The sequence below is a fragment of the Prochlorococcus marinus str. MIT 1214 genome (genome assembly GCF_027359355.1).
GTDB classification, from domain to species: Bacteria; Cyanobacteriota; Cyanobacteriia; order PCC-6307; family Cyanobiaceae; genus Prochlorococcus_B; species Prochlorococcus_B marinus_F.
In genome coordinates this window covers 403,807-425,672 of the sequence record NZ_CP114777.1, presented here as the reverse complement: position 1 = coordinate 425,672, position 21,866 = coordinate 403,807, and the positions used below count along the sequence as shown (strand labels likewise).

38 protein-coding genes are annotated in these 21,866 nt (G+C 30.9%); 24 read left to right on the top strand and 14 right to left on the bottom strand.

The annotated features are described in order from the left end of the window. Positions 1 to 58 precede the first annotated feature (58 nt). From O5639_RS02335 to O5639_RS02300, 8 genes are all read left to right on the top strand, one after another. On the top strand, positions 59 to 364 hold the full coding sequence (locus O5639_RS02335) for a hypothetical protein (protein WP_269624900.1): 306 nt from the start codon (positions 59 to 61) through the stop codon (positions 362 to 364). Beyond that, positions 352 to 984, top strand: coding sequence for a DUF938 domain-containing protein (locus O5639_RS02330; protein ID WP_269624899.1), 633 nt, complete (start codon positions 352 to 354; stop codon positions 982 to 984). The genes O5639_RS02335 and O5639_RS02330 overlap by 13 nt, the downstream gene beginning before the upstream one ends. Before the next feature lie 86 nt (positions 985 to 1,070). Further along, positions 1,071 to 1,343 (top strand): DUF4090 family protein, encoded by a 273-nt coding sequence (locus O5639_RS02325; RefSeq protein WP_269624898.1) that lies wholly within the window; start codon positions 1,071 to 1,073, stop codon positions 1,341 to 1,343. A gap of 249 nt (positions 1,344 to 1,592) precedes the next feature. Then, positions 1,593 to 1,700, top strand: a complete 108-nt coding sequence (locus O5639_RS02320; protein ID WP_011125327.1) for a high light inducible protein — start codon at positions 1,593 to 1,595, stop codon at positions 1,698 to 1,700. 20 nt (positions 1,701 to 1,720) lie between these two features. Beyond that, on the top strand, positions 1,721 to 1,840 hold the full coding sequence (locus O5639_RS02315) for a high light inducible protein (RefSeq protein WP_269624897.1): 120 nt from the start codon (positions 1,721 to 1,723) through the stop codon (positions 1,838 to 1,840). After that, on the top strand, positions 1,840 to 1,986 hold the full coding sequence (locus O5639_RS02310; RefSeq protein ID WP_011294648.1) for a high light inducible protein: 147 nt from the start codon (positions 1,840 to 1,842) through the stop codon (positions 1,984 to 1,986). The genes O5639_RS02315 and O5639_RS02310 overlap by 1 nt, the downstream gene beginning before the upstream one ends. Beyond that, positions 1,986 to 2,132 (top strand): high light inducible protein, encoded by a 147-nt coding sequence (locus O5639_RS02305; RefSeq protein WP_269624896.1) that lies wholly within the window; start codon positions 1,986 to 1,988, stop codon positions 2,130 to 2,132. Before O5639_RS02310 ends, O5639_RS02305 begins: the two co-directional genes overlap by 1 nt. Continuing rightward, complete coding sequence (locus O5639_RS02300; protein WP_269624895.1) at positions 2,132 to 2,251, top strand: chlorophyll a/b-binding protein; 120 nt, start codon at positions 2,132 to 2,134, stop codon at positions 2,249 to 2,251. The genes O5639_RS02305 and O5639_RS02300 overlap by 1 nt, the downstream gene beginning before the upstream one ends. Before the next feature lie 671 nt (positions 2,252 to 2,922). Here the strand turns inward: O5639_RS02300 and O5639_RS02295 are convergent. The 3 genes from O5639_RS02295 to O5639_RS02285 all read right to left on the bottom strand — a co-directional run bounded on the left by O5639_RS02295 (position 2,923) and on the right by O5639_RS02285 (position 3,766). Continuing rightward, positions 2,923 to 3,150: a hypothetical protein gene (locus O5639_RS02295; RefSeq protein ID WP_269624894.1), complete on the bottom strand. Its 228-nt coding sequence runs from the start codon at positions 3,148 to 3,150 to the stop codon at positions 2,923 to 2,925. Positions 3,151 to 3,189: 39 nt separating this feature from the next. Beyond that, positions 3,190 to 3,444, bottom strand: a complete 255-nt coding sequence (locus O5639_RS02290) for a hypothetical protein (protein WP_269624893.1) — start codon at positions 3,442 to 3,444, stop codon at positions 3,190 to 3,192. A 67-nt stretch (positions 3,445 to 3,511) separates the two neighbouring features. Beyond that, a complete protein-coding gene (locus O5639_RS02285) occupies positions 3,512 to 3,766 on the bottom strand; it encodes a hypothetical protein (RefSeq protein WP_269624892.1) in 255 nt (84 codons plus the stop codon). A 277-nt stretch (positions 3,767 to 4,043) separates the two neighbouring features. On the opposite strand from O5639_RS02285, the gene O5639_RS02280 reads away from it, so the two are divergent. The 4 genes from O5639_RS02280 (at position 4,044) to O5639_RS02265 (ending at position 7,153) form a co-directional block, all read left to right on the top strand. Beyond that, positions 4,044 to 4,676: an NAD-dependent DNA ligase gene (locus O5639_RS02280; protein WP_269624891.1), complete on the top strand. Its 633-nt coding sequence runs from the start codon at positions 4,044 to 4,046 to the stop codon at positions 4,674 to 4,676. A gap of 135 nt (positions 4,677 to 4,811) precedes the next feature. Continuing rightward, positions 4,812 to 4,982: a hypothetical protein gene (locus O5639_RS02275; protein ID WP_269624890.1), complete on the top strand. Its 171-nt coding sequence runs from the start codon at positions 4,812 to 4,814 to the stop codon at positions 4,980 to 4,982. A 1,059-nt stretch (positions 4,983 to 6,041) separates the two neighbouring features. Further along, the gene (locus tag O5639_RS02270) at positions 6,042 to 6,398 is read left to right on the top strand and encodes an AbrB family transcriptional regulator (protein WP_011293945.1); all 357 of its coding nucleotides are present in this window, start codon (positions 6,042 to 6,044) and stop codon (positions 6,396 to 6,398) included. A 539-nt stretch (positions 6,399 to 6,937) separates the two neighbouring features. Continuing rightward, positions 6,938 to 7,153 (top strand): hypothetical protein, encoded by a 216-nt coding sequence (locus O5639_RS02265; protein ID WP_269624889.1) that lies wholly within the window; start codon positions 6,938 to 6,940, stop codon positions 7,151 to 7,153. A gap of 525 nt (positions 7,154 to 7,678) precedes the next feature. Here O5639_RS02265 and O5639_RS02260 read toward each other — a convergent pair. Both O5639_RS02260 and O5639_RS02255 read right to left on the bottom strand, forming a co-directional pair. Continuing rightward, positions 7,679 to 8,080 carry a DCC1-like thiol-disulfide oxidoreductase family protein gene (locus O5639_RS02260; RefSeq protein WP_269624888.1) on the bottom strand — a complete coding sequence of 134 codons (402 nt, stop codon included), beginning with the start codon at positions 8,078 to 8,080 and terminating at the stop codon, positions 7,679 to 7,681. Between the two features lie 291 nt (positions 8,081 to 8,371). After that, entirely contained in the window at positions 8,372 to 8,539 is a 168-nt protein-coding gene (locus tag O5639_RS02255) for a hypothetical protein (RefSeq protein ID WP_269624887.1), read from the bottom strand. A 233-nt stretch (positions 8,540 to 8,772) separates the two neighbouring features. On the opposite strand from O5639_RS02255, the gene O5639_RS02250 reads away from it, so the two are divergent. The 3 genes from O5639_RS02250 (at position 8,773) to O5639_RS02240 (ending at position 11,028) form a co-directional block, all read left to right on the top strand. Then, entirely contained in the window at positions 8,773 to 9,006 is a 234-nt protein-coding gene (locus O5639_RS02250) for a hypothetical protein (RefSeq protein WP_269624886.1), read from the top strand. Between the two features lie 146 nt (positions 9,007 to 9,152). Next, complete coding sequence (locus O5639_RS02245; protein WP_269624885.1) at positions 9,153 to 10,445, top strand: DUF2130 domain-containing protein; 1,293 nt, start codon at positions 9,153 to 9,155, stop codon at positions 10,443 to 10,445. Positions 10,446 to 10,485: 40 nt separating this feature from the next. Continuing rightward, positions 10,486 to 11,028 carry a GIY-YIG nuclease family protein gene (locus O5639_RS02240; protein ID WP_269624884.1) on the top strand — a complete coding sequence of 181 codons (543 nt, stop codon included), beginning with the start codon at positions 10,486 to 10,488 and terminating at the stop codon, positions 11,026 to 11,028. Between the two features lie 57 nt (positions 11,029 to 11,085). Here O5639_RS02240 and O5639_RS02235 read toward each other — a convergent pair whose 3' ends face one another. From O5639_RS02235 to O5639_RS02220, 4 genes are all read right to left on the bottom strand, one after another. Next, on the bottom strand, positions 11,086 to 11,439 hold the full coding sequence (locus tag O5639_RS02235; RefSeq protein WP_269624883.1) for a DUF7326 family protein: 354 nt from the start codon (positions 11,437 to 11,439) through the stop codon (positions 11,086 to 11,088). Positions 11,440 to 11,691: 252 nt separating this feature from the next. Further along, positions 11,692 to 11,943 (bottom strand): hypothetical protein, encoded by a 252-nt coding sequence (locus O5639_RS02230; protein ID WP_269624882.1) that lies wholly within the window; start codon positions 11,941 to 11,943, stop codon positions 11,692 to 11,694. A 265-nt stretch (positions 11,944 to 12,208) separates the two neighbouring features. Further along, positions 12,209 to 12,460 (bottom strand): hypothetical protein, encoded by a 252-nt coding sequence (locus O5639_RS02225; protein WP_269624881.1) that lies wholly within the window; start codon positions 12,458 to 12,460, stop codon positions 12,209 to 12,211. 100 nt (positions 12,461 to 12,560) lie between these two features. Further along, positions 12,561 to 13,601, bottom strand: coding sequence for a potassium channel family protein (locus tag O5639_RS02220; RefSeq protein ID WP_269624880.1), 1,041 nt, complete (start codon positions 13,599 to 13,601; stop codon positions 12,561 to 12,563). A gap of 157 nt (positions 13,602 to 13,758) precedes the next feature. Between O5639_RS02220 and O5639_RS02215 the strand changes: the two genes are divergently transcribed. Then, a complete protein-coding gene (locus O5639_RS02215) occupies positions 13,759 to 13,980 on the top strand; it encodes a hypothetical protein (RefSeq protein WP_269624879.1) in 222 nt (73 codons plus the stop codon). Positions 13,981 to 14,101: 121 nt separating this feature from the next. Here O5639_RS02215 and O5639_RS02210 read toward each other — a convergent pair whose 3' ends face one another. Beyond that, complete coding sequence (locus O5639_RS02210; protein ID WP_269624878.1) at positions 14,102 to 14,302, bottom strand: translation initiation factor IF-2 N-terminal domain-containing protein; 201 nt, start codon at positions 14,300 to 14,302, stop codon at positions 14,102 to 14,104. Between the two features lie 84 nt (positions 14,303 to 14,386). Between O5639_RS02210 and O5639_RS02205 the strand changes: the two genes are divergently transcribed. Further along, on the top strand, positions 14,387 to 14,584 hold the full coding sequence (locus tag O5639_RS02205) for a hypothetical protein (RefSeq protein ID WP_269624877.1): 198 nt from the start codon (positions 14,387 to 14,389) through the stop codon (positions 14,582 to 14,584). Between the two features lie 49 nt (positions 14,585 to 14,633). On the opposite strand, the gene O5639_RS02200 is transcribed toward O5639_RS02205, so the two are convergent. Continuing rightward, positions 14,634 to 14,870, bottom strand: coding sequence for a hypothetical protein (locus O5639_RS02200; RefSeq protein WP_269624876.1), 237 nt, complete (start codon positions 14,868 to 14,870; stop codon positions 14,634 to 14,636). Between the two features lie 158 nt (positions 14,871 to 15,028). Between O5639_RS02200 and O5639_RS02195 the strand changes: the two genes are divergently transcribed. The 3 genes from O5639_RS02195 (at position 15,029) to O5639_RS02185 (ending at position 16,144) form a co-directional block, all read left to right on the top strand. Then, positions 15,029 to 15,244, top strand: coding sequence for a Nif11-like leader peptide family natural product precursor (locus O5639_RS02195; protein WP_011293933.1), 216 nt, complete (start codon positions 15,029 to 15,031; stop codon positions 15,242 to 15,244). A 325-nt stretch (positions 15,245 to 15,569) separates the two neighbouring features. After that, on the top strand, positions 15,570 to 15,902 hold the full coding sequence (locus O5639_RS02190) for a hypothetical protein (protein ID WP_269624875.1): 333 nt from the start codon (positions 15,570 to 15,572) through the stop codon (positions 15,900 to 15,902). Between the two features lie 59 nt (positions 15,903 to 15,961). Then, complete coding sequence (locus O5639_RS02185) at positions 15,962 to 16,144, top strand: hypothetical protein (RefSeq protein WP_269624874.1); 183 nt, start codon at positions 15,962 to 15,964, stop codon at positions 16,142 to 16,144. Positions 16,145 to 16,149: 5 nt separating this feature from the next. Here the strand turns inward: O5639_RS02185 and O5639_RS02180 are convergent, their stop codons facing one another. Then, complete coding sequence (locus O5639_RS02180; RefSeq protein ID WP_269624873.1) at positions 16,150 to 16,899, bottom strand: MBL fold metallo-hydrolase; 750 nt, start codon at positions 16,897 to 16,899, stop codon at positions 16,150 to 16,152. A 309-nt stretch (positions 16,900 to 17,208) separates the two neighbouring features. On the opposite strand from O5639_RS02180, the gene O5639_RS02175 reads away from it, so the two are divergent. From O5639_RS02175 to O5639_RS02160, 4 genes are all read left to right on the top strand, one after another. Further along, the gene (locus tag O5639_RS02175) at positions 17,209 to 17,928 is read left to right on the top strand and encodes a short-chain dehydrogenase (protein ID WP_269624872.1); all 720 of its coding nucleotides are present in this window, start codon (positions 17,209 to 17,211) and stop codon (positions 17,926 to 17,928) included. Between the two features lie 102 nt (positions 17,929 to 18,030). Beyond that, positions 18,031 to 18,723 (top strand): peptidase E, encoded by a 693-nt coding sequence (locus O5639_RS02170; RefSeq protein ID WP_269624871.1) that lies wholly within the window; start codon positions 18,031 to 18,033, stop codon positions 18,721 to 18,723. 482 nt (positions 18,724 to 19,205) lie between these two features. Next, the gene (locus O5639_RS02165) at positions 19,206 to 20,423 is read left to right on the top strand and encodes a fatty acid desaturase (protein WP_269624870.1); all 1,218 of its coding nucleotides are present in this window, start codon (positions 19,206 to 19,208) and stop codon (positions 20,421 to 20,423) included. A gap of 111 nt (positions 20,424 to 20,534) precedes the next feature. After that, a complete protein-coding gene (locus tag O5639_RS02160; RefSeq protein WP_269624869.1) occupies positions 20,535 to 20,717 on the top strand; it encodes a Nif11 family protein in 183 nt (60 codons plus the stop codon). Positions 20,718 to 20,740: 23 nt separating this feature from the next. Here O5639_RS02160 and O5639_RS02155 read toward each other — a convergent pair whose 3' ends face one another. After that, positions 20,741 to 20,992, bottom strand: a complete 252-nt coding sequence (locus O5639_RS02155; RefSeq protein WP_269624868.1) for a hypothetical protein — start codon at positions 20,990 to 20,992, stop codon at positions 20,741 to 20,743. A gap of 403 nt (positions 20,993 to 21,395) precedes the next feature. After that, positions 21,396 to 21,563 (bottom strand): hypothetical protein, encoded by a 168-nt coding sequence (locus tag O5639_RS02150; protein WP_269624867.1) that lies wholly within the window; start codon positions 21,561 to 21,563, stop codon positions 21,396 to 21,398. Positions 21,564 to 21,866 lie beyond the last annotated feature (303 nt).

Sequence of the window (21,866 nt, the reverse complement as noted above, 5' to 3'; positions counted from 1 at the left end):
TCAGGCCTAGATTTAATCAACTTAGTTTGTTTTTATTAATCTTAGCTAGGCATATTTAATGTTGATAAATTTTTTTGTAAGATCTGAAATGAGTAGATATTATTGCCCTTTCTGCTCTTCTCGTTATCAATTTCATAAAACCAGGAGTGATGGTCTTTTCATTTGTGGTCTCTGCGGAGACCCATTAGTAAAAAAACCTTTATTAAATTCAAGACGAATTATTGGAATAGTTGCTGCATCCGCATTTCTAGCTCCTTTACTAATAATGATTATTTTTGTTTTTAAAGATTTCACCAATGAAAAATATCCAAGTAATCCTGAATCATTAGCCCTATTAACTGTTGAAAAAACATGGAAAATATAAATCAAGACAATCGACTCAATTTCCCTGCAACAACGAGAAATCGTGAGTCCATTGCCGCAGTCTTGAGTAATTATATTTCTCCTAATAGCTTGGTTTTAGAAATAGCTAGTGGTAGTGGAGAACACGGAGTATTCTTCCAGAAAATATTCCCATCAATTATCTGGCAAACTAGTGATCCTGAATTCGTACATAGAAAAAGTATTAATTCATGGATTAAGCATGAGGAGCTTTTTTCAAAAATGCCTGAACCACTTGATCTTGATGTAGAAATTCGTCCTTGGCCAATAACTGAACAGATTAAATCTCTAATTAAAGGAATTGTATGTATAAACATGATTCATATCTCCCCATGGACTTGTACAAAAGCTTTGTTTGAAGAATCAAAAAATTATTTAGATCAGAATAATTTTTTGATTCTCTATGGACCTTTCATAAGAAATAAAATACAAACATCTAAAAGCAACTTGTATTTTGATCAATCATTAAAATTAGAAAACCCTCTTTGGGGTCTTCGCCATTTAGAGGATGTTAATAACATTGCAATTAGGAATGGGTTTAAGCATGAGAAAACTATAGAAATGCCCGCTAATAACCTTTCAATTGTATATCGCTTGAATTAATATTCCCATAACTTTTTTCTTTTACTAGATAAATACATATCCCAGTTAGCTACGATAGGAAAATAGATATTAAATGCTTTTTTATTGTGGATTATTCTGGCCCAGATGCAATTGATAAAGCTATCCAAGCTGGATTAGATCTTGATGGAACTCCTATTCCTTTAGAGATGCTAGAACTCTATAGAGAGGTCATGGATAAAGAAAATGCGCGAAAAAGAAGTGGTGTTAAGAAATCAATGCGAAACCGTATTGTTAAAACTGGAGCGAAACATTTTGACCAAGACACTCTTAATTCACGTCTGATTAAAGCTGGCTGGGATGGATTGAAAACCAAAGAAATAGACTTTTTTTATAATTGAATTCGAAAAAAAAATTATTCTTTTTAAATCAGTGACACTAGTGTCACACTTTTCCGTTGCTTCTGAATGTATATTTTTGAATATTGTTTTGTTAGTTTAAAATTTATGTTCTCAAAGTTATTGTCATAACTTACTTTTATGTATCCGTTGCAACTGTATTCCGCATTTATGAGGCAAGCCGTACTTTGACGTCTTTACATAAGTTAATACTTAGTTTACATTTATTTACATACACATTTTTGAAACCTCATGACTCCAGAAGCAGAAAAGTTTAATGGTTGGGCAGCAATGCTTGGCTTCGTAGCAGCCTTCGGGGCATACGCAACAACAGGTCAAATCATTCCTGGAATTTTCTAAACCAATAACTATCCATAACAATGCAACCATCTAACAAAACAATCCTAGAAAGAAGCATCGGCAGACCAGCCATGATGGCATTCGTTCTACTAACAGGTATCTACCTATCAACCGGTCAACTCATCCCAGGTGTCGTTTAATGAAAAACCAAACTACAGAAACTCCAAGAGTCGAAGAAGGCAAAGTAATTGCTGAAAGACTCAATGGCTACGCAGCATTTGTTGGATGCTGGGCACTAATTGGTGCATATCTAACAACCGGTCAAATCATTCCAGGTGTTGTGTAATGTCTAATCAAAACAGCACCTCGAGAAACATCGATCCAGAAAAAGTTACAGCTGAAAGACTGAATGGTTATGCAGCACTTTTTGGTTGTATTGCGCTTATTGGAGCATATGCAACAACTGGTCAAATTATTCCAGGATTTGTTTAATGGGAGACAACTTTTGGAAGACAGCTGAAATAATGAACGCTCGTCTTGCGATGATTGGCCTTCTTGCGGCTGTAGTTAATTACGGATTCACAGGCTGGATCATTCCAGGTTTTGTTTAATTACTATTTTTTTATCACAATGGCTTTAAGTTATTGGCTTCGTGCAGAAGTCGACGATCTTCTAAATGAAGATACTTTCTTTGACAGTTCAGATTATTCATGTCTCTTAGAAGATACCGACTGGGCATAGGTATTGTTATGATCTAATAATGGAGATTAGATCATTTCGTTGTGAATTATGCAAAAAAACGTCAGATGAAACTTGGTGGAGAAGGAAAGGATTAATTATGTGCAAGCAATGTTTCTATAGACTCCATAAGAATCAGACTGAAACTTAATGTCCTGTTTTTATCCTCTATTTCTCTATCTAAAATAAATTTTTAAATTAACTATCTTACTAACCTTTATACTTCAATTTAATTTTAGGCTCGTATATTTAATTTAAACTAAACTCTTACTAGTTTTTGCAATTCTAAGTTTAGTTTTTATTCAAAAAACTTTTAATTGTCCTATAACATTGGGAATAGTGATATATTTTTATCGACATTAAATTGTTGCTATTTTTTTATGTGAAATGTAAAATTAATTGGTTAAAATACCTTTCCCCTTTTATTGGTTGTATATTTTGCCCTGTCTTTATTATCTTCTTTTGGTCTCTTTGGTCTGGTCCAGTAGTTGACTATGACAATGAGTTTATTGAAGAAAGACAGCTCTAGAAAATTAGTCGAATTTTATCTTGTTTGAGACTCATTGATTTTTTGAATATCAAGTAGTAGAAATTGACTATGATTAACGTCCAATGTTAGAGGTATAATTGCATTTTCCATTTCATCGTCTGATTGAAATCCTAAGACATCTGCTGGCTCTAAACCTAATGAACTGAAGTCTGGTTCAATTCCAAATGGCTCTATGCTTTCTAGATTTCCAACTATCTCTTCTAGTTCCTCTAATTCAGTCATATGAATTATTATGTAGTTAATAATTTTTTAACAATAAATTTAAGAGACTTCAAGTTTGAAACCTTTGTCTAAAAGTTGTTGATATGTGAGTCTTGCTTGAAATGCAAGGATCTCTATCGGTTCTTTATCGTCTCTTTGCATAATGAAATAGTGATTGTCTTCACCTTTCCTCGCAAAAATAACAATTTCTGATCCTCGTACTAACCTCCAATTTTCCTGAGATTTATGCTCAGATAATGGTCCTAAATCCCATGGAGCCTTCTCTGGATACTTCTCTCTTTTTACCCTTGGCATGTATTAAAAGTGAATATAGCTTTAAGCCTACACTTATGCTCTTGAACGTCAAGAAATAATTTTTTAATCAGGAAATGGCAGCCAACGAATATCCTTCATCAAACAATCTTTGGTAAGTAAATCTAGCCTCATATTCTTTATATGCCTTACTTTTACCATCATTCTTTTGTATGTATACATATTTATCGTCTATACGACTCCTTGTAAATGTATAAACAATATCTGCCTTGGATAGCATCCATTGAATTGATTTATATTTACTTTGATCGATAGTTGTTAAATCCCATGGAATATTTTCCGGATATTTCTCTGGTAGTGTCATTCGAAAAGATCTATTTTTTCAAGTTATGGTATAAAAATTTTGTAGACATGAGAATAAATACTGCTTTTGTTTAAAAGAGATTTATTTGTTGATGCTTTATTCATTTTATTCCAGCTATTAAATTCAATGACTGCGAGGTTAATTTCTTCTTAGGAATATAAGCATAGTATTTTTAATTTAGATTAATTACTTTTCCGTTTCCGTTTTGCTTTTCAGATGTTGATAACATTAAACGAGTTTTCATTGATTCCTTAAGAAAAGAAGTTATTGAGGCGACTTGACTCCATATTTTCCTATTGATATATATATGAGATTACTTGGACTTGATAAGGATTGTTTCTCTAGCTGGTGTGCAAAATTACCAGAGGGATCAACCATGGTTGTACAACCGAAAATTGTTGGTTGTGCAGTAGCACTTAGATATAAATATGGCCAATTAGTAGATGCCTACTCTCGTCAAGACAGTGAGATTATTGAAAATATTAGGAATATCAATGCTATACCTTTGAGGATTGATGACTCTCTAAAAGTTGAAGTTGAGTTGGAGGGTGTTTTATATTCACCTTCATCTAATTCCAAGATTTCAATACAGCAATTGCTATCGAACTCATCTTCGAAAATTGATAACAGTTCCTATCTTTTTTTTAAAGCATTCCAAATTTTCTGCTCAAACAGTGACGAGTTGTCAGATTTGACCCAACTTCAATCCTGGGGATTTGATGTTCCTGTGACTCTAAGAACTGATGATCCTAAGCAGGTTAAAAGATGGCATTCTCAATGGATCAAGAATGAATTGTTTTCAAATCTTCCTACCAATGGGATTGTCGCTAAATGCAATTCCTCATTGACTAAGAACATTTTGGGTGTTAGCCCATCATCACCTAATTGGGCTTTGGCTTTAACTAAATAACTATTTGATTAACTTTTAGAGCATTGATATTAAAATTACTTTTTCTTTTACCAAGTATAGATTTTGTTTTTCTTATTTAGATTGCGAAAATAGCCCAAGGAAAATACGCTTTGACTAGTTGCTCCTCTTCCTCATATGACCTTTACTGACAAGCAAATATTTCAAGCAATCGATGCAAATGGGGATGTCAAAATTTGTTTTGAAAAAATTTCTGACGCATGTAAGGAATTAAAAAGCAAGACTGGTTGCCCTAATGATGATGTTGATCGATTTCTTGAATTTGCAATTGGTAAGTGGGCTGATTAAAATTGAACATCTTAATTTATACGTCTTTAGCAATATCATCAATTTTCACTAGGGTTAATCGGATATTTAAATTTTTATCCTTTCAACTGACAATACTGTTTAGTTGGAAATTTTATGTAGAGGTATTGACTCATCTGTTTAAATAAAACTTATCGATATGTCTTTTTAGACAAAATCAATGATTATATCTCTGGACTTTATCTAGGACTTCTAACTGTTGGTTTTACTACACTATCTATTCTATTATTCCCTATCTCCAATCAGGGCTCAAGCTGGAATAGATGCTTAATTAAAGCAACGGAGACATTAAGTCAAGTCCAAGCTGTTACGACAATGAATGATGAGAGTAAGCAAGTATTATCAGTGATGATAAGTAATGGTGCTGTATTTGAACGCAAATTTAAGACGAATATTCAACAAAGTATCTGTATTTATTTCTAGAAGATTTTATTTCCTGTGATCTTTGTAAATTACGTTCTATAGTTCTTCGTCTGATTTATGAAGAAGAATAAATCTCAAGGAAAGGTTCAAAGTAATTATTTCTTTTTGATACTAGAAATTTAATAGAGTTCCAAATAACTCAGTAAATGCGAAAGGTTGAATATAGATTCAATACAAATCAGGACTATTTTAGAGAGATTCATTTTTTGTTGTAATAAGTAATTTTATTCTGATTCATGCTTTAACAAATACTCAAGTGGAAACCTTTATATATTGATCAATTTGATTGTATGAACTTTTCATTTTGCTCATAGCTGTCTATAAGCTTCTATACATTTCTCCTTATTTTATAAAATAATACTGCTATTGCTGGCGATTGAGGGTTTTCTAAAAGAGAAATGATGTTCCGAATCATTTATTTTACGACATGCCAAAAAGGATCTTTCCTATAAATCTATGCATTCATCTCTGATTAATTTAGCCTCGAACCTTGAAATACTGAGTTTAATCTAGATGCTTCTGTTCCCATAACTTTTAGCTTTAATGTCTAGGACTAATATAAATATTGTAAGTTTGTTAATTATAAGTTAGTATTATAAGTACAACCATTTATTTATCATGCTCACTGGTAAGGATTTATTAGCCAAGGTCAAAGACTTGGGAGATGTCTCAAAATCTGATCTTGTTAAAGCTTGTGGATATGTATCCACAAAGAAAGGAGGCGGAGAGCGTCTTAACTACACTGCCTTTTACGAAGCGCTTTTAGAGGCTAAAGGTGTAAACCTAGCGGCAGAAAGTGCTGGTGGTATTGGTAAAGGTGGAAGGAAGCTTAGCTATGTGGCTACCGTTCAAGGAAATGGAAACCTGTTGATAGGAAAGGCCTATACAGCTCTTTTAGATCTCAAACCCGGAGATAATTTTGAGATTAAGATGGGACGTAAAGGTTTTCGTTTGGTTCCAGAAGGAGAAGGTTAATCACTCCTAAACTGATTCATAATATTTAGATTTAGCCGAGAAGCATATCTGCCTCTTGGCTTTTTTATTTACTAAATTCTCCTAGTTAAGTTTGTCTGATTATTTGTTTATATTTTATTTACCGAGTGAGATCTTTCTTCTCTTTTTCACCTCGTTTCTTATTTTTTCTTTATAGGATTCTTCCTTTTTAAACGCTTTTTTTTTTTAGTTTTCTTAAAATACAGTATTTTTTTCGTAAAAACCAATTACATATACCTTTTTTAAATATCGTTTGTTTCTAGTTTCATGATTCTTTCTACTGAGTTTTTTAGTAATATCCTTTTTGCAAATGCTGATTCTTCTCTTGATAAAATCTTAGGTCTTTAATTCTCAAGTTCCTTTGATTTTAGATTCATCCTTGTCTAGCATTCCATTTTTTTGCCCAATGCACCTTCTATTTCGTCGTGTATACAACCTTTTTTATCTTGCAATTAATTTTTTATATTCACATTTTGATATCTAATTTCGTTAACCTTATGACTTACTTGTATATATGATTCATGTTTGATCCGCTTTATGAAGAAATTGTTACTAATACTTCTGACTTAATGGTTTATGTGGTTAGACACGTTTTTATTGAGCTTGTTTTTCCATTGTCAATCTTTTTTACTGTAATGCTTTCTCTGTATGTGGATTGGAGTTGGATACCTATTTCAAATATTGAGAGTGAAAGAGGTCCGAGTCTAGAGGTACTTAAAAAGCATTTACTTGAATAAGTTAAGTTTTAATTATTTTTCAGGGACATTACTTGGTTATCAGCTTCCTTTTTAATTACATAAAAAACTAAAGATCATTTTATCTTTTTTGTCTTAGCTTGTATTCCGAAATATATTGATAAACCAATCAAAAAGATAACTAGTAATGAAGTGCTATTCCCAAGGATTTCTATAAGCATATTTTGCTTAGATATCTTAATTCTTATTTTACATATCTAAACTCGTCCTAGGTATTGGATCTATCATCTCATCAACTGATGTTACAAACAGAATATAAATTGAAAGTATTTGACAAAATTCAGCCAAAGTTTTGAGACAAGTTTTATCTAAAGCATTAATTAGTTTTTTAATACTTGAATAATCTTCTGAGATCTTTAAGTTAATCAATAAAAATTTTTCTTCTAATTGCTCCTATTGGTTATTAATCTCAAATTCAGCCTTTGTTGATTTTGAGATTATTATCAAACTATTATAATTTAAAATATTTGCTCAACTTCGATTTTGAACTCAGGTTGTATGACACATTCAGAAAAATTGATTATTTTCGCTAACTGGTTGGTGTGACTTTCCTTTTAATGTCAGTGATAACCTTCTTCCCCATAAAAGGAATGGAAATAATAAATTAGTCATCTTGTTAGAGGTGAAAATAATCCTGAGTACTTCTAAAAGTGAGTCGCTTGGCTCTTTGATCTCAGAGCAAATCCAATTAATTGCATCAGCACCATGCATTATCTTTTCATTGTTGATTAGAATTGCACCCTTATTTAAATCATATCCTTGGTTATAGAGTTGAGTTAATAGGGGTAGATTTTTTCTTCCATCTAATATTTCGAAATCAGGCAGAAAGCTTTTTATTTCAATTAATTCAGCAAAGTGATTGCAAAATGGGCATTCACCATCGTATATGAATAAACTTTGATCTGACATGTTAACTTAATTGTATAAGTATTGTACATACACTAACTCTGATAACGTGTCAAAAAAGTAAAATTTTAAGATGAAGCCTAAAAAAATAAGCAGTAATCACATTTGACAATAACTAATTTTGGGGTTTGACTCAATTGCTATTTACTGGTTTTCTAATATTAACAGAAATTAGCGAAAAATATAAAATAACAAAAGTTTCTCTAGTAATATTTAATTAATATATTGATTTATATTAACTTGTGCTTTTAGTTGATAATTTATTCAAATTTATTAACCTTATGATTCATTGCTTCAGCTTTTGAATACATTGCTCTTTACATTCTCTTCTTGTATCTGAGGTCGTAATAAAGACATAGGAAGTGCTGTTACTATTGCGAATGAAAGAACAAGAATTAAATCTGTTGTAAAATGGCTTATTCCTAGCTCTGAGTGAGCAAGAGCAAAGTTGAGTAATGACATTTTGTTGCTTTTAATACTTTTCAATCTTATTTTATTTTGTATATAAATATATATTGTGTAGTAAAAATTATTGCTCGAACACAAAAAGATTTTACTAATAGTTGATAACTATATAATTCCTCAAACATCTTTAACCTTTTAATGAAGTGTTGGTAAAAAACCTCAATTATACTCAATGTACTTTAGTATTTATCAAGTAAATTTTTTGGACTTATTCGTTCATAGGGGACATTATGTTGAAATTCTTTGCCTATGTTCGCTACTCAAATGCATCAATAATGCTTGACTGGCATATCTTTTTGGGTGTCCTCATTTTTTTTATACTTTGTGGAATCTTGATATTTCAAAATCAGATTTGGGAGGAGGAAGACTATTCAAGAAACAAAAAATGGTACAAATGGAAATCTTCGGCTATTAAGGCAAATAAAGGAGATCTATCTGGAATCTACCCAAGTTCAAAGGAATAATCTAATACGAGTTCTTCTTTCTCTAACTATCCAGTCTTAAGCTCATCCTTTTTGGATACAGGTTTTTGGGTTTAACATAATGCTTGCTTGTCGAATCGAAACAAGATAAAAAGTAATAATAGCCTGTGTGTCTCATTTGCTCAGATATGAATGAAATCAAATGTCCTGAATGTGGTAGTACGATCAGAATTGATGAAGATAGTTACTCAAATATTATTAAGCAGGTAAGAGATCAGGAGTTTGAAGATGAAATGAAGAAAAGACTTGAAATTCATGAAAGGGATAAACAGAAATCCGTTGATCTTGCAATTCAAAATCTTCGATTACAAATGCAAGAGGTAGCATTTGTAAATGAAAAAAAAATGCAAGGCCTGCAGTCTCAATTGATTTCTGCCCAGGCTGAAAAAACCATGGCTGTCAATAAGATTAAGCATACCTTCGAAAAAGAGAGAGATTCACTAGAGTATTTATTGGAGAAAACAAGAGAAAAGAATGAATTTGATAAAAAACTTGCCGTAAATACCGCAATTACTGAATTAAAAGAAGGGTATGAAAAACTCAAAAATAACTTAGATAAAGTTGAGTTGCAAAAAGAGTTATCTGAAAAATCTATAAAAATGAAATATGAGATTCAGTTAAAAGATCGAGATGATTTAATTGAGAGACTTCGTGATATGAAAACAAAATTGTCCACAAAAATGGTTGGCGAGTCTCTTGAGCAACATTGCGAAAATGAATTTAATCGGCTAAGGGCTACAGCCTTTCCAAATGCCTATTTTGAGAAAGATAATGATGCTAGTTTTGGTAGTAAAGGTGATTATATTTTCCGTGACTGTGATAGTGAAGGGAACGAAATAGTATCTATTATGTTTGAGATGAAAAACGAATGTGATAGCACTTCTAGCAAGAAGAAGAATGAGGATTTTCTTAAAGAGTTAAACAAAGATCGTATAGAAAAAAATTGCGAATATGCTGTATTAGTTTCTTTATTAGAATCTGACAATGACTTATTTAATTCTGGAATTGCTGACTTTTCATATCGGTATCCAAAAATGTATGTTGTTCGTCCGCAATGCTTTTTACCAATAATTTCTTTATTAAGGAATGCTTCACTTAAGGCTCTTGAGTATAAATCAGAACTAGCAGCTATTAAAGAGCAGAATATTGATATCACAAATTTTGAAAATAGCCTTGAACTATTTAAGGATTCTTTTGGTAAGAATTATTCTCTAGCTTCAAAACGTTTTGAAACAGCAATTATGGAGATAGATAAATCTATTAATCACTTGCAAAAAACCAAAGATGCATTACTTGGCGCTGATAGAAACCTTAGATTAGCTAATGATAAAGCTCAAGATGTTTCGGTTAAAAGATTGACTAGAAATAATCCTACGATGAGAGAAAAATTTAGCTCAATGAGAAAAAGTGATGCGGCATAATTCCCTTATTAATCTTGGATAACTAAGGGTCTAAGTTTATATGAGTGGTTGGCTTTACTTAATAAGGAATAGAGATTTATATAAGATTGGCATAACAAAAAATTTTGAGAATAGGATGAGACAACTTAAGCCAGATAATGTTGTTGCTAAATTTTATACTGCTGATTTTGTGAAATTAGAAAGAGAGTTCCATAATCGCTATAAAAAGTTCAGAATCCCTCAAACGGAATATTTTAGATTAGAAAATTCTCATGTTAAAGAGATAAAACAAAGAATTTACATACTTAATTATCCTTTAAGTTTAACTTTCGGAATTTGTATAAAATCAATATTATTATTATTATTATTTTTTTTTCTTACAGTAGTAATTGTATCTTTGTATGTTAATGACTTAAATATGGTTATATATAAGTCACTTTTTTGGATTAAGCGAATTTCATTTGGACTAGCCTTTATTTCTTTATTTGTTAATTCAGGGAAATATTTAAGTTTTTGGAATGAATTAAAATATAGATCCACTAGATTAATTATTTTTCTTTTCTTTTCTTTCTTATTTCGTCTTGCCGCTATCTTTTTCTCTTAATATATATTCAATATCATTGTACATATCATAATTAAACAACATTTATGATCTTTAAACTTACCACATGTCTTTGTTTGACTCGTCTTCTTGTTGTTGCTTTAGAAGACCAAGTCTTCTGTCAAATTCAATCTCTTCTTGACTTTTTTGTTCAACTTTAGGGTTTTTATTGCATTTTTCTTTCACTTCAATAATCTTTTTACTTAAGTCTTCTGAGAAATGATCTTTTATTTCTTCCCATGCTTCCTTCTCTTCAGCATTACCTACAGTACCTTTTATTTGATCGATAATTATTTCCTTAACAAATTTCCTTAGATCACTTTCGGTCATAGAGTTAACTCGACTTGATATATAGATATCTTTAAGTGTGTCTAATTCTTTGTTGCTCAGATCCTTATAGGTAAGTTCTTCCATTATTTTTTATATAAAATTATTTATAGACACAAGTAGATTCTAATACTGTTGAATGGGGATTAAAATCCAGCACATTCCTTTTTGCTTCCTCTTCATTATTTGCAATAACAGTCTCTTCATGGCGATTACCTTGATCATTAATCATAGAAACTTTAAATCTCATTTTGAATTTAAATCTTTTTTATTTTATGCCATTTATTTTTTAAAACAATTGATTGGTCATAAATGTTGAAAGCTTAACCTTGGCTGAATTTATTTATTCTTACGATCAACTAGAGAATTTATTACAGCTTCAATCAATATGGCTGTAAAGAATAAACTTAGGGATGGAATAAATACTGGATACCAAAGTTTTTGAAATACATTATAGAAATAAGAGTTCCCATTAGCACTTAACACAAAACTAAAAGCTAGATATAAGGAGCCTATTATTAAAATATATAGATTATAAATTAATATATTATCTAAGTTTTCTTTCCATTTTGCTTTGTTTTCTTTATTCATTTTATCTCAATTCCTATTAAATTTGATTTTGTATTGTTAAAAGCCAACAGACTAAAAATTAGGAAGTACCCCTGAAGGCATAAAGGTCAATACCAATTGATTTAAGGTAAAAAGCTCCTCCAATAGCAACTACGTTGAGGCAAAAGACAAAAACCCATACTTTCCATGCTTGATTTTCTGTATCCATATATTTTGATAAAATTTGAGCTTAGATCAATATACAGATGTATAGATAAATTTTAGCTGTAAGTGAATACGGAAAGTATCAACTCAAGGCATCAAGATCTCTTCTGTAATGTTTTGAGGATCTAAAATCAAATTCATTTGATTTCCAATCGGTATCTTCTAGCAAGTCAGAATATTTATCACTATTTGATGGAAGTTTTTTTTCTAATCTCCAACCAGCTTCGCTCAAGAAATCTACATAGTCTTTCGAAAATATGTTCCCATTGATCTTTGATGAATCAATGTTTGTTCCTATTTCGGCAGCTAACTCATCTTTTGTTTGTAATGGCATCTACATAAAAATCAATTCATTTTGTTCTAGTCATTATTTTTTTAAGTTGTTAAGTGTTTCTTGTAGTGTTAACCCTCGCATGATTGTTTTGAAAGATTGACTATGTTGCTTTTACTAAAACTTCTGCAAGGCGAACTCTAATTCTGTTTAATTGCTCTTGACTGCCAAGGAATATCAAAATCATTCCTGGAGAGATTGATACCTTATTTTTGGGATTGCCCATTAACCGACCCGAGACTTTAGTGGCTAAAAGTAGTGCTTCACCTCGATTTGAGAAGTCAAAAAAAGTTTCATGTTGACTTCTGTAAATCTCAATTTTATCAATATCCTCAGTGAGTTTGAATTCTTCTATTTCGCAATCTGAGCCTGCAAGTAAATCAATAAAGTCTACAGCTATTGGTCTTAAGGCAGAGGCAGCCATGGTTCTTCCCGCCGCAACATACGGACTAACTACCGCATCAGCTCCAGCTAGTTTTAACTTACTAGCAGCTTCCTCGTTCGCTGCCCTGGCGATCAATCTGCAAGTATCATTTAGTGCTTTTGCACTGAGAACAACATATAAATTCGCTGCATCATTTGGAAGTGTAACCACTAAGCTCCGACAATTTTTTACTCCCGCTAGTAATAATGTTTCGTCCATAGTTGCATCTGCTAATAGGACGTTGAATCCTTTTTCTTCTGCTTCGGTTTTTCTTGTAGAGTCGTTTTCTATTATTAAAGTAGATATTTTTTCAGACTTTAATTGGTCAGCAATTTCTTTACCTGTGCGTCCATACCCACATATAATTACATGATTTTTCATTCTTCTAATTAATCTCCTTAATTGGAGCTCCTCTAATTTTATGAAATATCCTAGTTCAGACAATTGTATAAATCTTTGAAGAGTTAATTGAACTACAAATAATCCCCCTCCGATGATTAAAAAAGTGATAATCCGACCAGCAGAACTCAAAACTTCAACTTCACCAAAACCTATTGTGGTAATTGTTATCAGTACCATCCATAAACAATCTCCCCAATCCCAACCTTCTGTTAATCGATAGCCTAAAGCACCAAATAAAAATAAGAACATAAGTAAAGATATTGGCGCTGCCCAAACTTTTAAATAGCCTCTAAATTTATTTGTTTTTATCAGATTCAATTTAATTCTTTAGTCTTAATTATTATAGTATAGTAAAAATTACATTAAATATTTTTTCGTTTTTATTTCTATAGGTATAAATCTAGCCTATTATATAATCATCCATTTTCAATCATACTTATAGTATTATTGAATTAAATGTTGGTAATCATCTGATATGCAATCTCTTACAGCTGAAGATAAAAAAGAACTATGTAAGGATGCGTTCCAAGACATATCTTCAATTCTTGCAGGTTTACGCGATCAGGGTTTATCTGATTTGGAAATTTTTGAGTTTGGCAAGTCACTCATAGATCATTTTGACCCAATTAAAATGGAAATTTTAAAAAAAGATTCAGATTATCAAGATGCTTTGTTCCGAGAAGCTAATGATCTTTAGATTTATTCTTATTGTTTTTTTCTTTTAGTAATTTAATTACTTTGTGAGAGCATATTTTTGCTTTGTTACTCAAGAAAATTTAATTTTACAATTTTGTTATGAGTCATTTTACTCGTGACAATTATTCCCCATCAATATTTTGCTTGAAGTTTGTCTTTTGAATATAGTCAATTATTTCTTTGCTCTGCTCTACTGTTAATGATGATAGCGGTGATGAAGCAGGTATTTTTAAGATCGTGCATGTCGCAATTATTTCAGGAGAGTCAACGCTTAGGGCTTCTGCAAGTTCCTTTACTCTCAATCTAGCCACATTAAAAGTCATTCTAATTAATGATCTTATAAAGATCTATGTGTTTATTTTTTTATTTTATTGCTATGTGTAGAGATATTAGTTTCGAATTAGATAATGAGTGATGACACTGATTTGAAGTTGACACTTCACAAGGTTGTCTCTTATGCGGTACTTCGAATGGAAGCTGCATCAGATGTCAATATAAGAAGATGTATATTTCAAGAATATAAGGAATGGTTAGGAACTTCTATTGATGATTGGGTTTTGGCGTTGCCTAACGATTGGGGTAGATCTGATGTGAATTTTGATTAGTTTTATTTATCTTTAATTTGATAATTAGAATTGGTTATATTTAAGAGCATTAATTAAAGTTTTCTTGAGCACACTTATAACCTGATTCTCTAATATCTTTGTTTTCATCAATGATTGCTTTAAGAGCACAATCACAATAGTTTTTTATTGCGATTTCCGATATAGACTTAGTTGCGGGATTGCTTAAAGCACTTGAAACGCAGTCATCCATTTGACTTTTAGGGTATGAATTAGCTGTTCCAGAGTAAGTAAGAAGTATAATAGATATAATTAGGATTGCTTTCATTTTTATATAGTAACTTATTAACTATACATTTTATATGGATTCTTAATTAAGACACCATTTAAATATTTATAGTTTGTTGTTATTTTATTAATATTTAATTAAATAGGTCATTGATAATCTAATGTGTTTATGCTAATTGATGTATTTGCTTTTCTTAAATGTCATTAGATCACTTAAGAAGATTTTTAAAGGAAATGCAGAATGACGACATTTTAAAAGATGAAGTTCTTTCTTCCTCAACCGCAGATGATGTTGCCCTGATTGCCTTACGCAAAGGGTATGAATTCTCAGGCGATGAATTGCTTCGATTTTCAGGTAAAAAAGTTGGAAGAGTTACAGTACAAAAGAATGATGTACCAGGAGAATATAATTAAAAAGTCTATTTTCTTCTTCTTAGCTCATTAACTATTCTATCCCACTTTTTACCGGCATTAAGATAAGAATTTCTCTTATGCCTGTTGATTAAATAAATAAAAATACAGATTGTTAATATAAATATAATAACTATTACAAAGTTTAAATTCACTTTACTTAAATATTCATACTTTATTATTATATATATATATATTTAATATGTCAGTAAAAATCAATTACACATATCTTTTATTTGGCATTAAGTGATCCTATCCAATTTAATAATGATATTTTCCCATTTCCCTTCTTTTTCAACTAAGATAAAATGAAATTCTTACTAATTTTATGGATATTACATTAATAGCTATAGCTATTTTTATCTTGGTTGCAATAGTATTTCTTGGACTATATTTGTTTAAAAGTATTAATAAAAAATCTTTTATAGCAGAAGACGGTTCTGTTTTTGATAATGAATCTGATCTAGATGTTTATAAGAAGCTATATGAGAAGACAAAGCCTTTATTTAGCAGTGATGCTGAGAAGGCTTCTGCACAGTCAATACTAGGCTTAGAGAAATCATTCATAAATAAACTATCATCAGAAGGTTTTCCAGATTTAAAAACACTTGTCAAATATCGTAAGCAATTTAAGTCATTATCAGATTTAATTAATACTTAGTTCGATTTTGGTACTTTGACGTAGCGGTATACTAATATTAATATATTTAATAAGTCAAAATGAGTAAAGCAGAATATTCAGAAGAACAACTATCTGAAATGAGGGAAGATGCCTTTGTAAATATTAAAGAAGCTTGTATGAGACTTCAAGAAAGAACAAGGTGTAGTAACGAAGTCGTCATAAAAATGTTAAATGAAGTATCTCAATTTTATATTACTCAAGTCGAGAAAAATAATATATAGAGGACCTAGCTTTGGTTAGCTTTTTCGAATTTATATTCTTTTAATGGTTCAGGACTTATTAAAGTAGCACTACTATCTTTCAACAGGGTCTTATCTTCAACTGAACCATCAACTTTGATTAAATTATTTATTAAACCTGTAAAAGTAATATCTCCCCCTGTTGTGCTTGCTAAAACTGTTGTTGGATTAAACAACTTTAATAATTGAGGTAGTACTGTTTTACCTTTAATAAATTTACCTGCTAGTGGTAAGGAAAAATCTATTACTGGTGTTATTAATAAATCTATATTTCTACGCTTAATTTGTTTATCAAGAAAACCGTGTGGTTCGATATAAATTGAATCTTGGCCTGATTCAATAATGTATCCATTTTCAATATTTGGAACTGATGCACCTGATGTAGCTTGAATATTTATATTGTTCTTTTTAAAAGCTTCACCTGGTTTTAGTGTGTTTATTTCTGCAAAACCAATTTTACTTACAACATTACTAGCTGCTTGTGAAGCTATTACAGGAATACTTTTATTTATTTTCTCTAGTGTTGGAGGATGGGCATGATCAGGCTGGCCTTGAGTTAGTAATAAAAAATCAATGCTTCTTGGAATCTCAACTTCTTTAGCGAGTTCCCCCTTTATTAGCCAATCTCCAGGAGGGAACGTTAAATCGCCATTTAACCAAGGGTCAATCAAAATTCTTGTTTTATCCAATTCAATAAGCCAACCATTCGCTCCATAGTAAGTAGCTTTTATCGTCATTTTTTTTTCTTCCAATATAACTGTAGATTTTTTATATGGTGGATTAGTCTATTGATTTCCTTTGTTTTACGATATCAATATATCACTGATATTATTAATAATATAATCAAAATCATAAATATTAGAAGTGCAAATTTCTTTATATATGTTTGAAATTCATACAACCAGTCATTTTCCATGAAATCAATATATTTTTATCATTATATACAATAATTATTATATTAGATGATTTATGTAGATAAATTTAGTTTCTTTGAACTCTCGATTGTGAAAAGATTTCTCTAGTATTGAGTTTAATCTCTTAATATCATGTCAATTCGAGATTGGGATGGGGTAGCTCTAATTATTGGTGCTGGCGATATTGGTAAATGTATGTCAGATTATTTGACAACTATATCACCCAAGTTGGATGTTTTTGTATGTGGGCGAAATCTAAAAAGTCAAAATTCGATTTATTTAGACTTAGAGAATGATCATTCATTTATATCTTTTGAAAAACAAATTTCACTATTTAATAAGCCGCTTCGTCTAGTCATAAATACCAGTGGTTTTCTTCACTCAAGTCATTTAAAACCTGAAAAGAGACTTTCACATATCAATCGGCCTAATATTATCAAGAATTTTTCTATTAATGCTATTGCACCCATTTTGATAGCTAAAAGTATAGAAAAATTTATCAGTTCAAAATTTCCATTCTCCTATGCCAGTTTAAGTGCCAGAGTAGGTAGTATTGGTGATAATAGGCTTGGTGGTTGGTATTCCTATAGGGCTTCTAAAGCTGCTCAGAATCAATTATTAAAAACTCTCAGTATTGAATGGCGTCGAAAATTCCCTTTATCAATTGTATCTATTTTGCATCCAGGGACTTGTGACACGAAATTATCAAAACCTTTTCAATCTGCTGTTCCTAAAGATAAACTTTTTACTCCTGCTCAATCAACAGAATACTTAATTAATATTATCTCCTCGCAAAAACCATCTGATTCAGGTAAGTTTTTAGCTTGGGATAGTAGTGTTATTCCATGGTAAGTTTTATATTTTAGTTAATAAAAATCTTTCTATTTAAAATTTTGATTTTTTTCTGTTATGTATTTATTCGGTGTAATATAAAATAAGTAATATTATTAACCCTTGATAAAACATATTATCGCAATAGGTGGTGGTGGCTTTGGGAGAAAGAATTCATCTCACTTGATCGAAGAATATTTACTTAGTATTTCTCGTAAAGATTACCCAAAAATTTGCTTCTTACCAACAGCAACTGGTGATAATGACAGCTATATAGTACGTTTTTATTCGATTTTTACTCGTCTAAAGTGCGTTCCTAGTCACATTGAATTTTTTAATAGAACTATCAATATAGAAAATCATATTATGGATCAAGATATTGTATTTGTTGGTGGTGGAAATACAAAGAGCATGCTTGCGATTTGGAATGAATGGGGAATGAGTCAATTACTTAAAGATGCTTACAATAATGGAGTAATCATGAGCGGGGTAAGTGCAGGAGCAATTTGTTGGTTTACAAGTGGAATTACCGATTCATGGGATAACGAATTAAGGATATTACCTTGTTTAAATTTTATTAGCGGGACTTGCTGTCCTCATTATGATGAGGAACCTTCACGTATTCCTTATGTAAAAAAAATACTACTTGAAGAAAAAGTAACTAGTTGCATTTCTATTGAAGGCGGTTCTGCGATGCACTTTATTGACGGTAAACCATTTAAAAATGTAAGTTTCAAAAATAATAAGAATACTTATAATGTATTTCTAGATAACAAAGATATAGTTGAGCGTCCCTACGAAAAAATTCAATTATAAATAATTAGTATTCATTTACATTTGTTTATCTTTTTTTTTAATCGTTTAATATTAGAATTGTTATATTTATTAGTAATAAAAATGTATCTTTTTTTATTATCTTTTTCAGAGATGGGTCTAAGTTTACCCCTTGTACTAATATTAGTTATATTTGGTGGTTTCTTTCTTATTAGCTTTTTTATAACGAGTCCTAATATGGATACCAAAGGTTTATTAAGAGTTCTATATTCAAAACCCGTTAGGAGGGCTGATGGATCGGTTGAGTATCCTGAAGGTAGGAATAATTAAATTTCAAGCATATTAGGATTTGTGATGATTTTTTTGGTCCTTTTTTCATTGATAATAAGTGGATATAAGTAGACTTTAATTAGATTTTATTCTCCATTCAGGAACTATCTTTTATCAAAGTTAGAAATTCCTATAGCCTCAATGCACTATTGAAGAGTAACGTCGTATATGAACCTTAATCATGTTATAAAAAATTGGAAAAAAGTTTGCTTACTAATTTCGAGAGTGTCAATAACGAAAAAAACAATAGGACTTATCTTCCTTCTGGTTTAAAGGGCAAAGCATTAGAAATTTCACTGGATGATATCCCCTCTAGAAAGGAAGTTAGAGAAACGATACCCAGTCACTGTTTCACTCGTCAGACGAATAAATCTCTTTTTTATCTTTTTCGGACAGTAGTAATTCAGATCTTTGTGGTTTTGGTAGGTCTCTCTATTCCTACTACTAAAGAGATGATTCCAGTTTGGATTTTATATGCATTAGTCTCTGGTACAACTTCAATGGGGCTTTGGGTTTTAGCTCATGAATGCGGACATGGTGCATTTTCAGATAATCGTAATTTAGAAACAATTGTCGGATATTGTCTTCATTCTTTTTTACTAGTTCCATATTTTTCGTGGCAAAGGTCACATGCTGTTCATCATGCTTTTACCAATCACATAACTGATGGCGAGACTCATGTACCAGTTGTGATCTCCGGAGATGGTAAATCTGAAAAAAAGGGTGGTGAAGAGGAAATGGAATCATCAATATTCTTTGGGAAAATTCTTTATGGATTTAATCAATTATTTCTTCACTTGATTCTTGGATGGCCAGCTTATTTACTTCTTGGTAAAACAGGTGGACCTCGCTATGGCACCAGTAATCATTTCTGGCCAAAAGCACCCTTCTCGAACAAACTTTGGCCATCAGTATGGGCAAGAAAGGTATGGATATCAGACTGGGGGATTGTGTTTATGTTGCTTTTATTGACTTTTTGGTCTTTAACTTTTGGCATTAAATCAATGATTAGTCTCTATCTAGGGCCTCTAATAGTTGTTAACATTTGGTTAGTGATCTATACATGGCTCCACCACACAGATACTGATGTTCCTCATCTTGGTGCTAGTCAATTTTCCTATATGAGAGGGGCATTTTTATCTATTGATAGACCCTATGGAAGATTATTAGATTTTCTTCATCACTCTATAGGTTCTACGCACGCTATTCATCATATTGAACCTACAATACCTCACTATCATGCAAAACTAGCTACGAAAATATTAAAAAATAAATTTCCTAAAGTATATTTATACAATCCCACTCCAATTCACAGGTCACTTTGGCACATAGCTACAAATTGTGTTGCAGTAAAGAAAGAATATGCTATTGATAGATATATTTGGAAACAACCCAAACATTCTCAATCTTAATTATCAATCTAAGCATTTTTGTACTCCTTATTAAACTATTTCCTTCTTATTATTTCAATTATTTAATTCTATATGTAAAATAGCTTATTTTTTTCAATGTAAAAATTTAAAATGTCACAACAAGATTTTGAAAGATTTCTATACAAAATTGATCAATTAAATAGATTGGTTGAACTAATTAATAAATCACCTGAAAAGTATAAATTAATGATTAGCTGTAACACGCATGAAGAAGTTGTTGAGCTTGCAAAGAAGTGGGGATATGAAATTGGAAAGAGATGGGGAGAATATTAGGCTTTAAAGGCAAAGCAGCGAAGCTACTGCCCTCCTCCATTACAGCTCCAAACCTTAGAGGGCATTCCTTGTGTATTTTGTCCGTCGATACGAAATGTTTTCGTTATGCATTCATTTTGTGAGTCAGCCCATGCTGAAATAGGTTCTAAATCCGTTGATATCTCGTTAACGGATTTAGATACGGAAATAATTGAGAAAGAAGTGAGTACGAGAGACAGAGTACTCAACCCTGCACAAATCAGGTATTTATTATTGTCAATTAATTCTTTTAGCATCTCTAGAATTTAGTATTCATTAAAAACTTTACTTATGTTTTAGAAATTTATCTGATTAAGTTATCCTTTGAAAATATTAGGTACTTTATCAATTTTAATTTTCAATAACTTAATTTGTTAGTGAACGTTCTTCTTTAACAAACGATTTAATTCTTTTTCTCAAAAAAATCTAGGATTTTTTTCAATCTATCTGTATTTTCAAAGTTAGGACTTGCAGTAAGGAAAATTACTAAAACTATCATAAGTAAACCAATACTAGATACACCTAATAATAGTTGTTGAAATGGATCTAAGGATTCAAGCATTTCTATTTGGATTAAACTAATTAAACATTCTTTATGATAATTGAACAAAAGGCTTTATATGTCAATGGAAACTATATGTTTTAGTTCTTAGATAATTATTATTTCTCTTTAGTTTCTTTCGGCCATCTTGCCTTTAAGTTGAGAGGGTTTTTGAGATTTATTTCGACACGTTTCCCTTGAGCTAATGAGATCATTGCTTTAAACGCCCACCCACCAAAAATTAATAGGACTGAGATTAAAAATATATAGCTTATGTTTGTAATCATGCATCTTATAATAATTTAAATATATATTTTAATGTTATTTGATAGCTTTTTCTATATAAATACAAATAATGAATTATTTTCTTAAATTTTAAAATTTTACATATTTTTTTTTTAATTATTTTTTGGTGCTTAACTAATTCTACAGGATCTCTCGGATATCATGCTGAGCGTATCAATACCTAGCCAGCTAGTTATAAATACTTACTCCATCTTTTTGAGTTCAATGATTGTGTTTGTTCTACCATTTTTTTATAATTATTTTAACTTCTATTGATTTTTATCCGATTTGGTATGAATATAAAA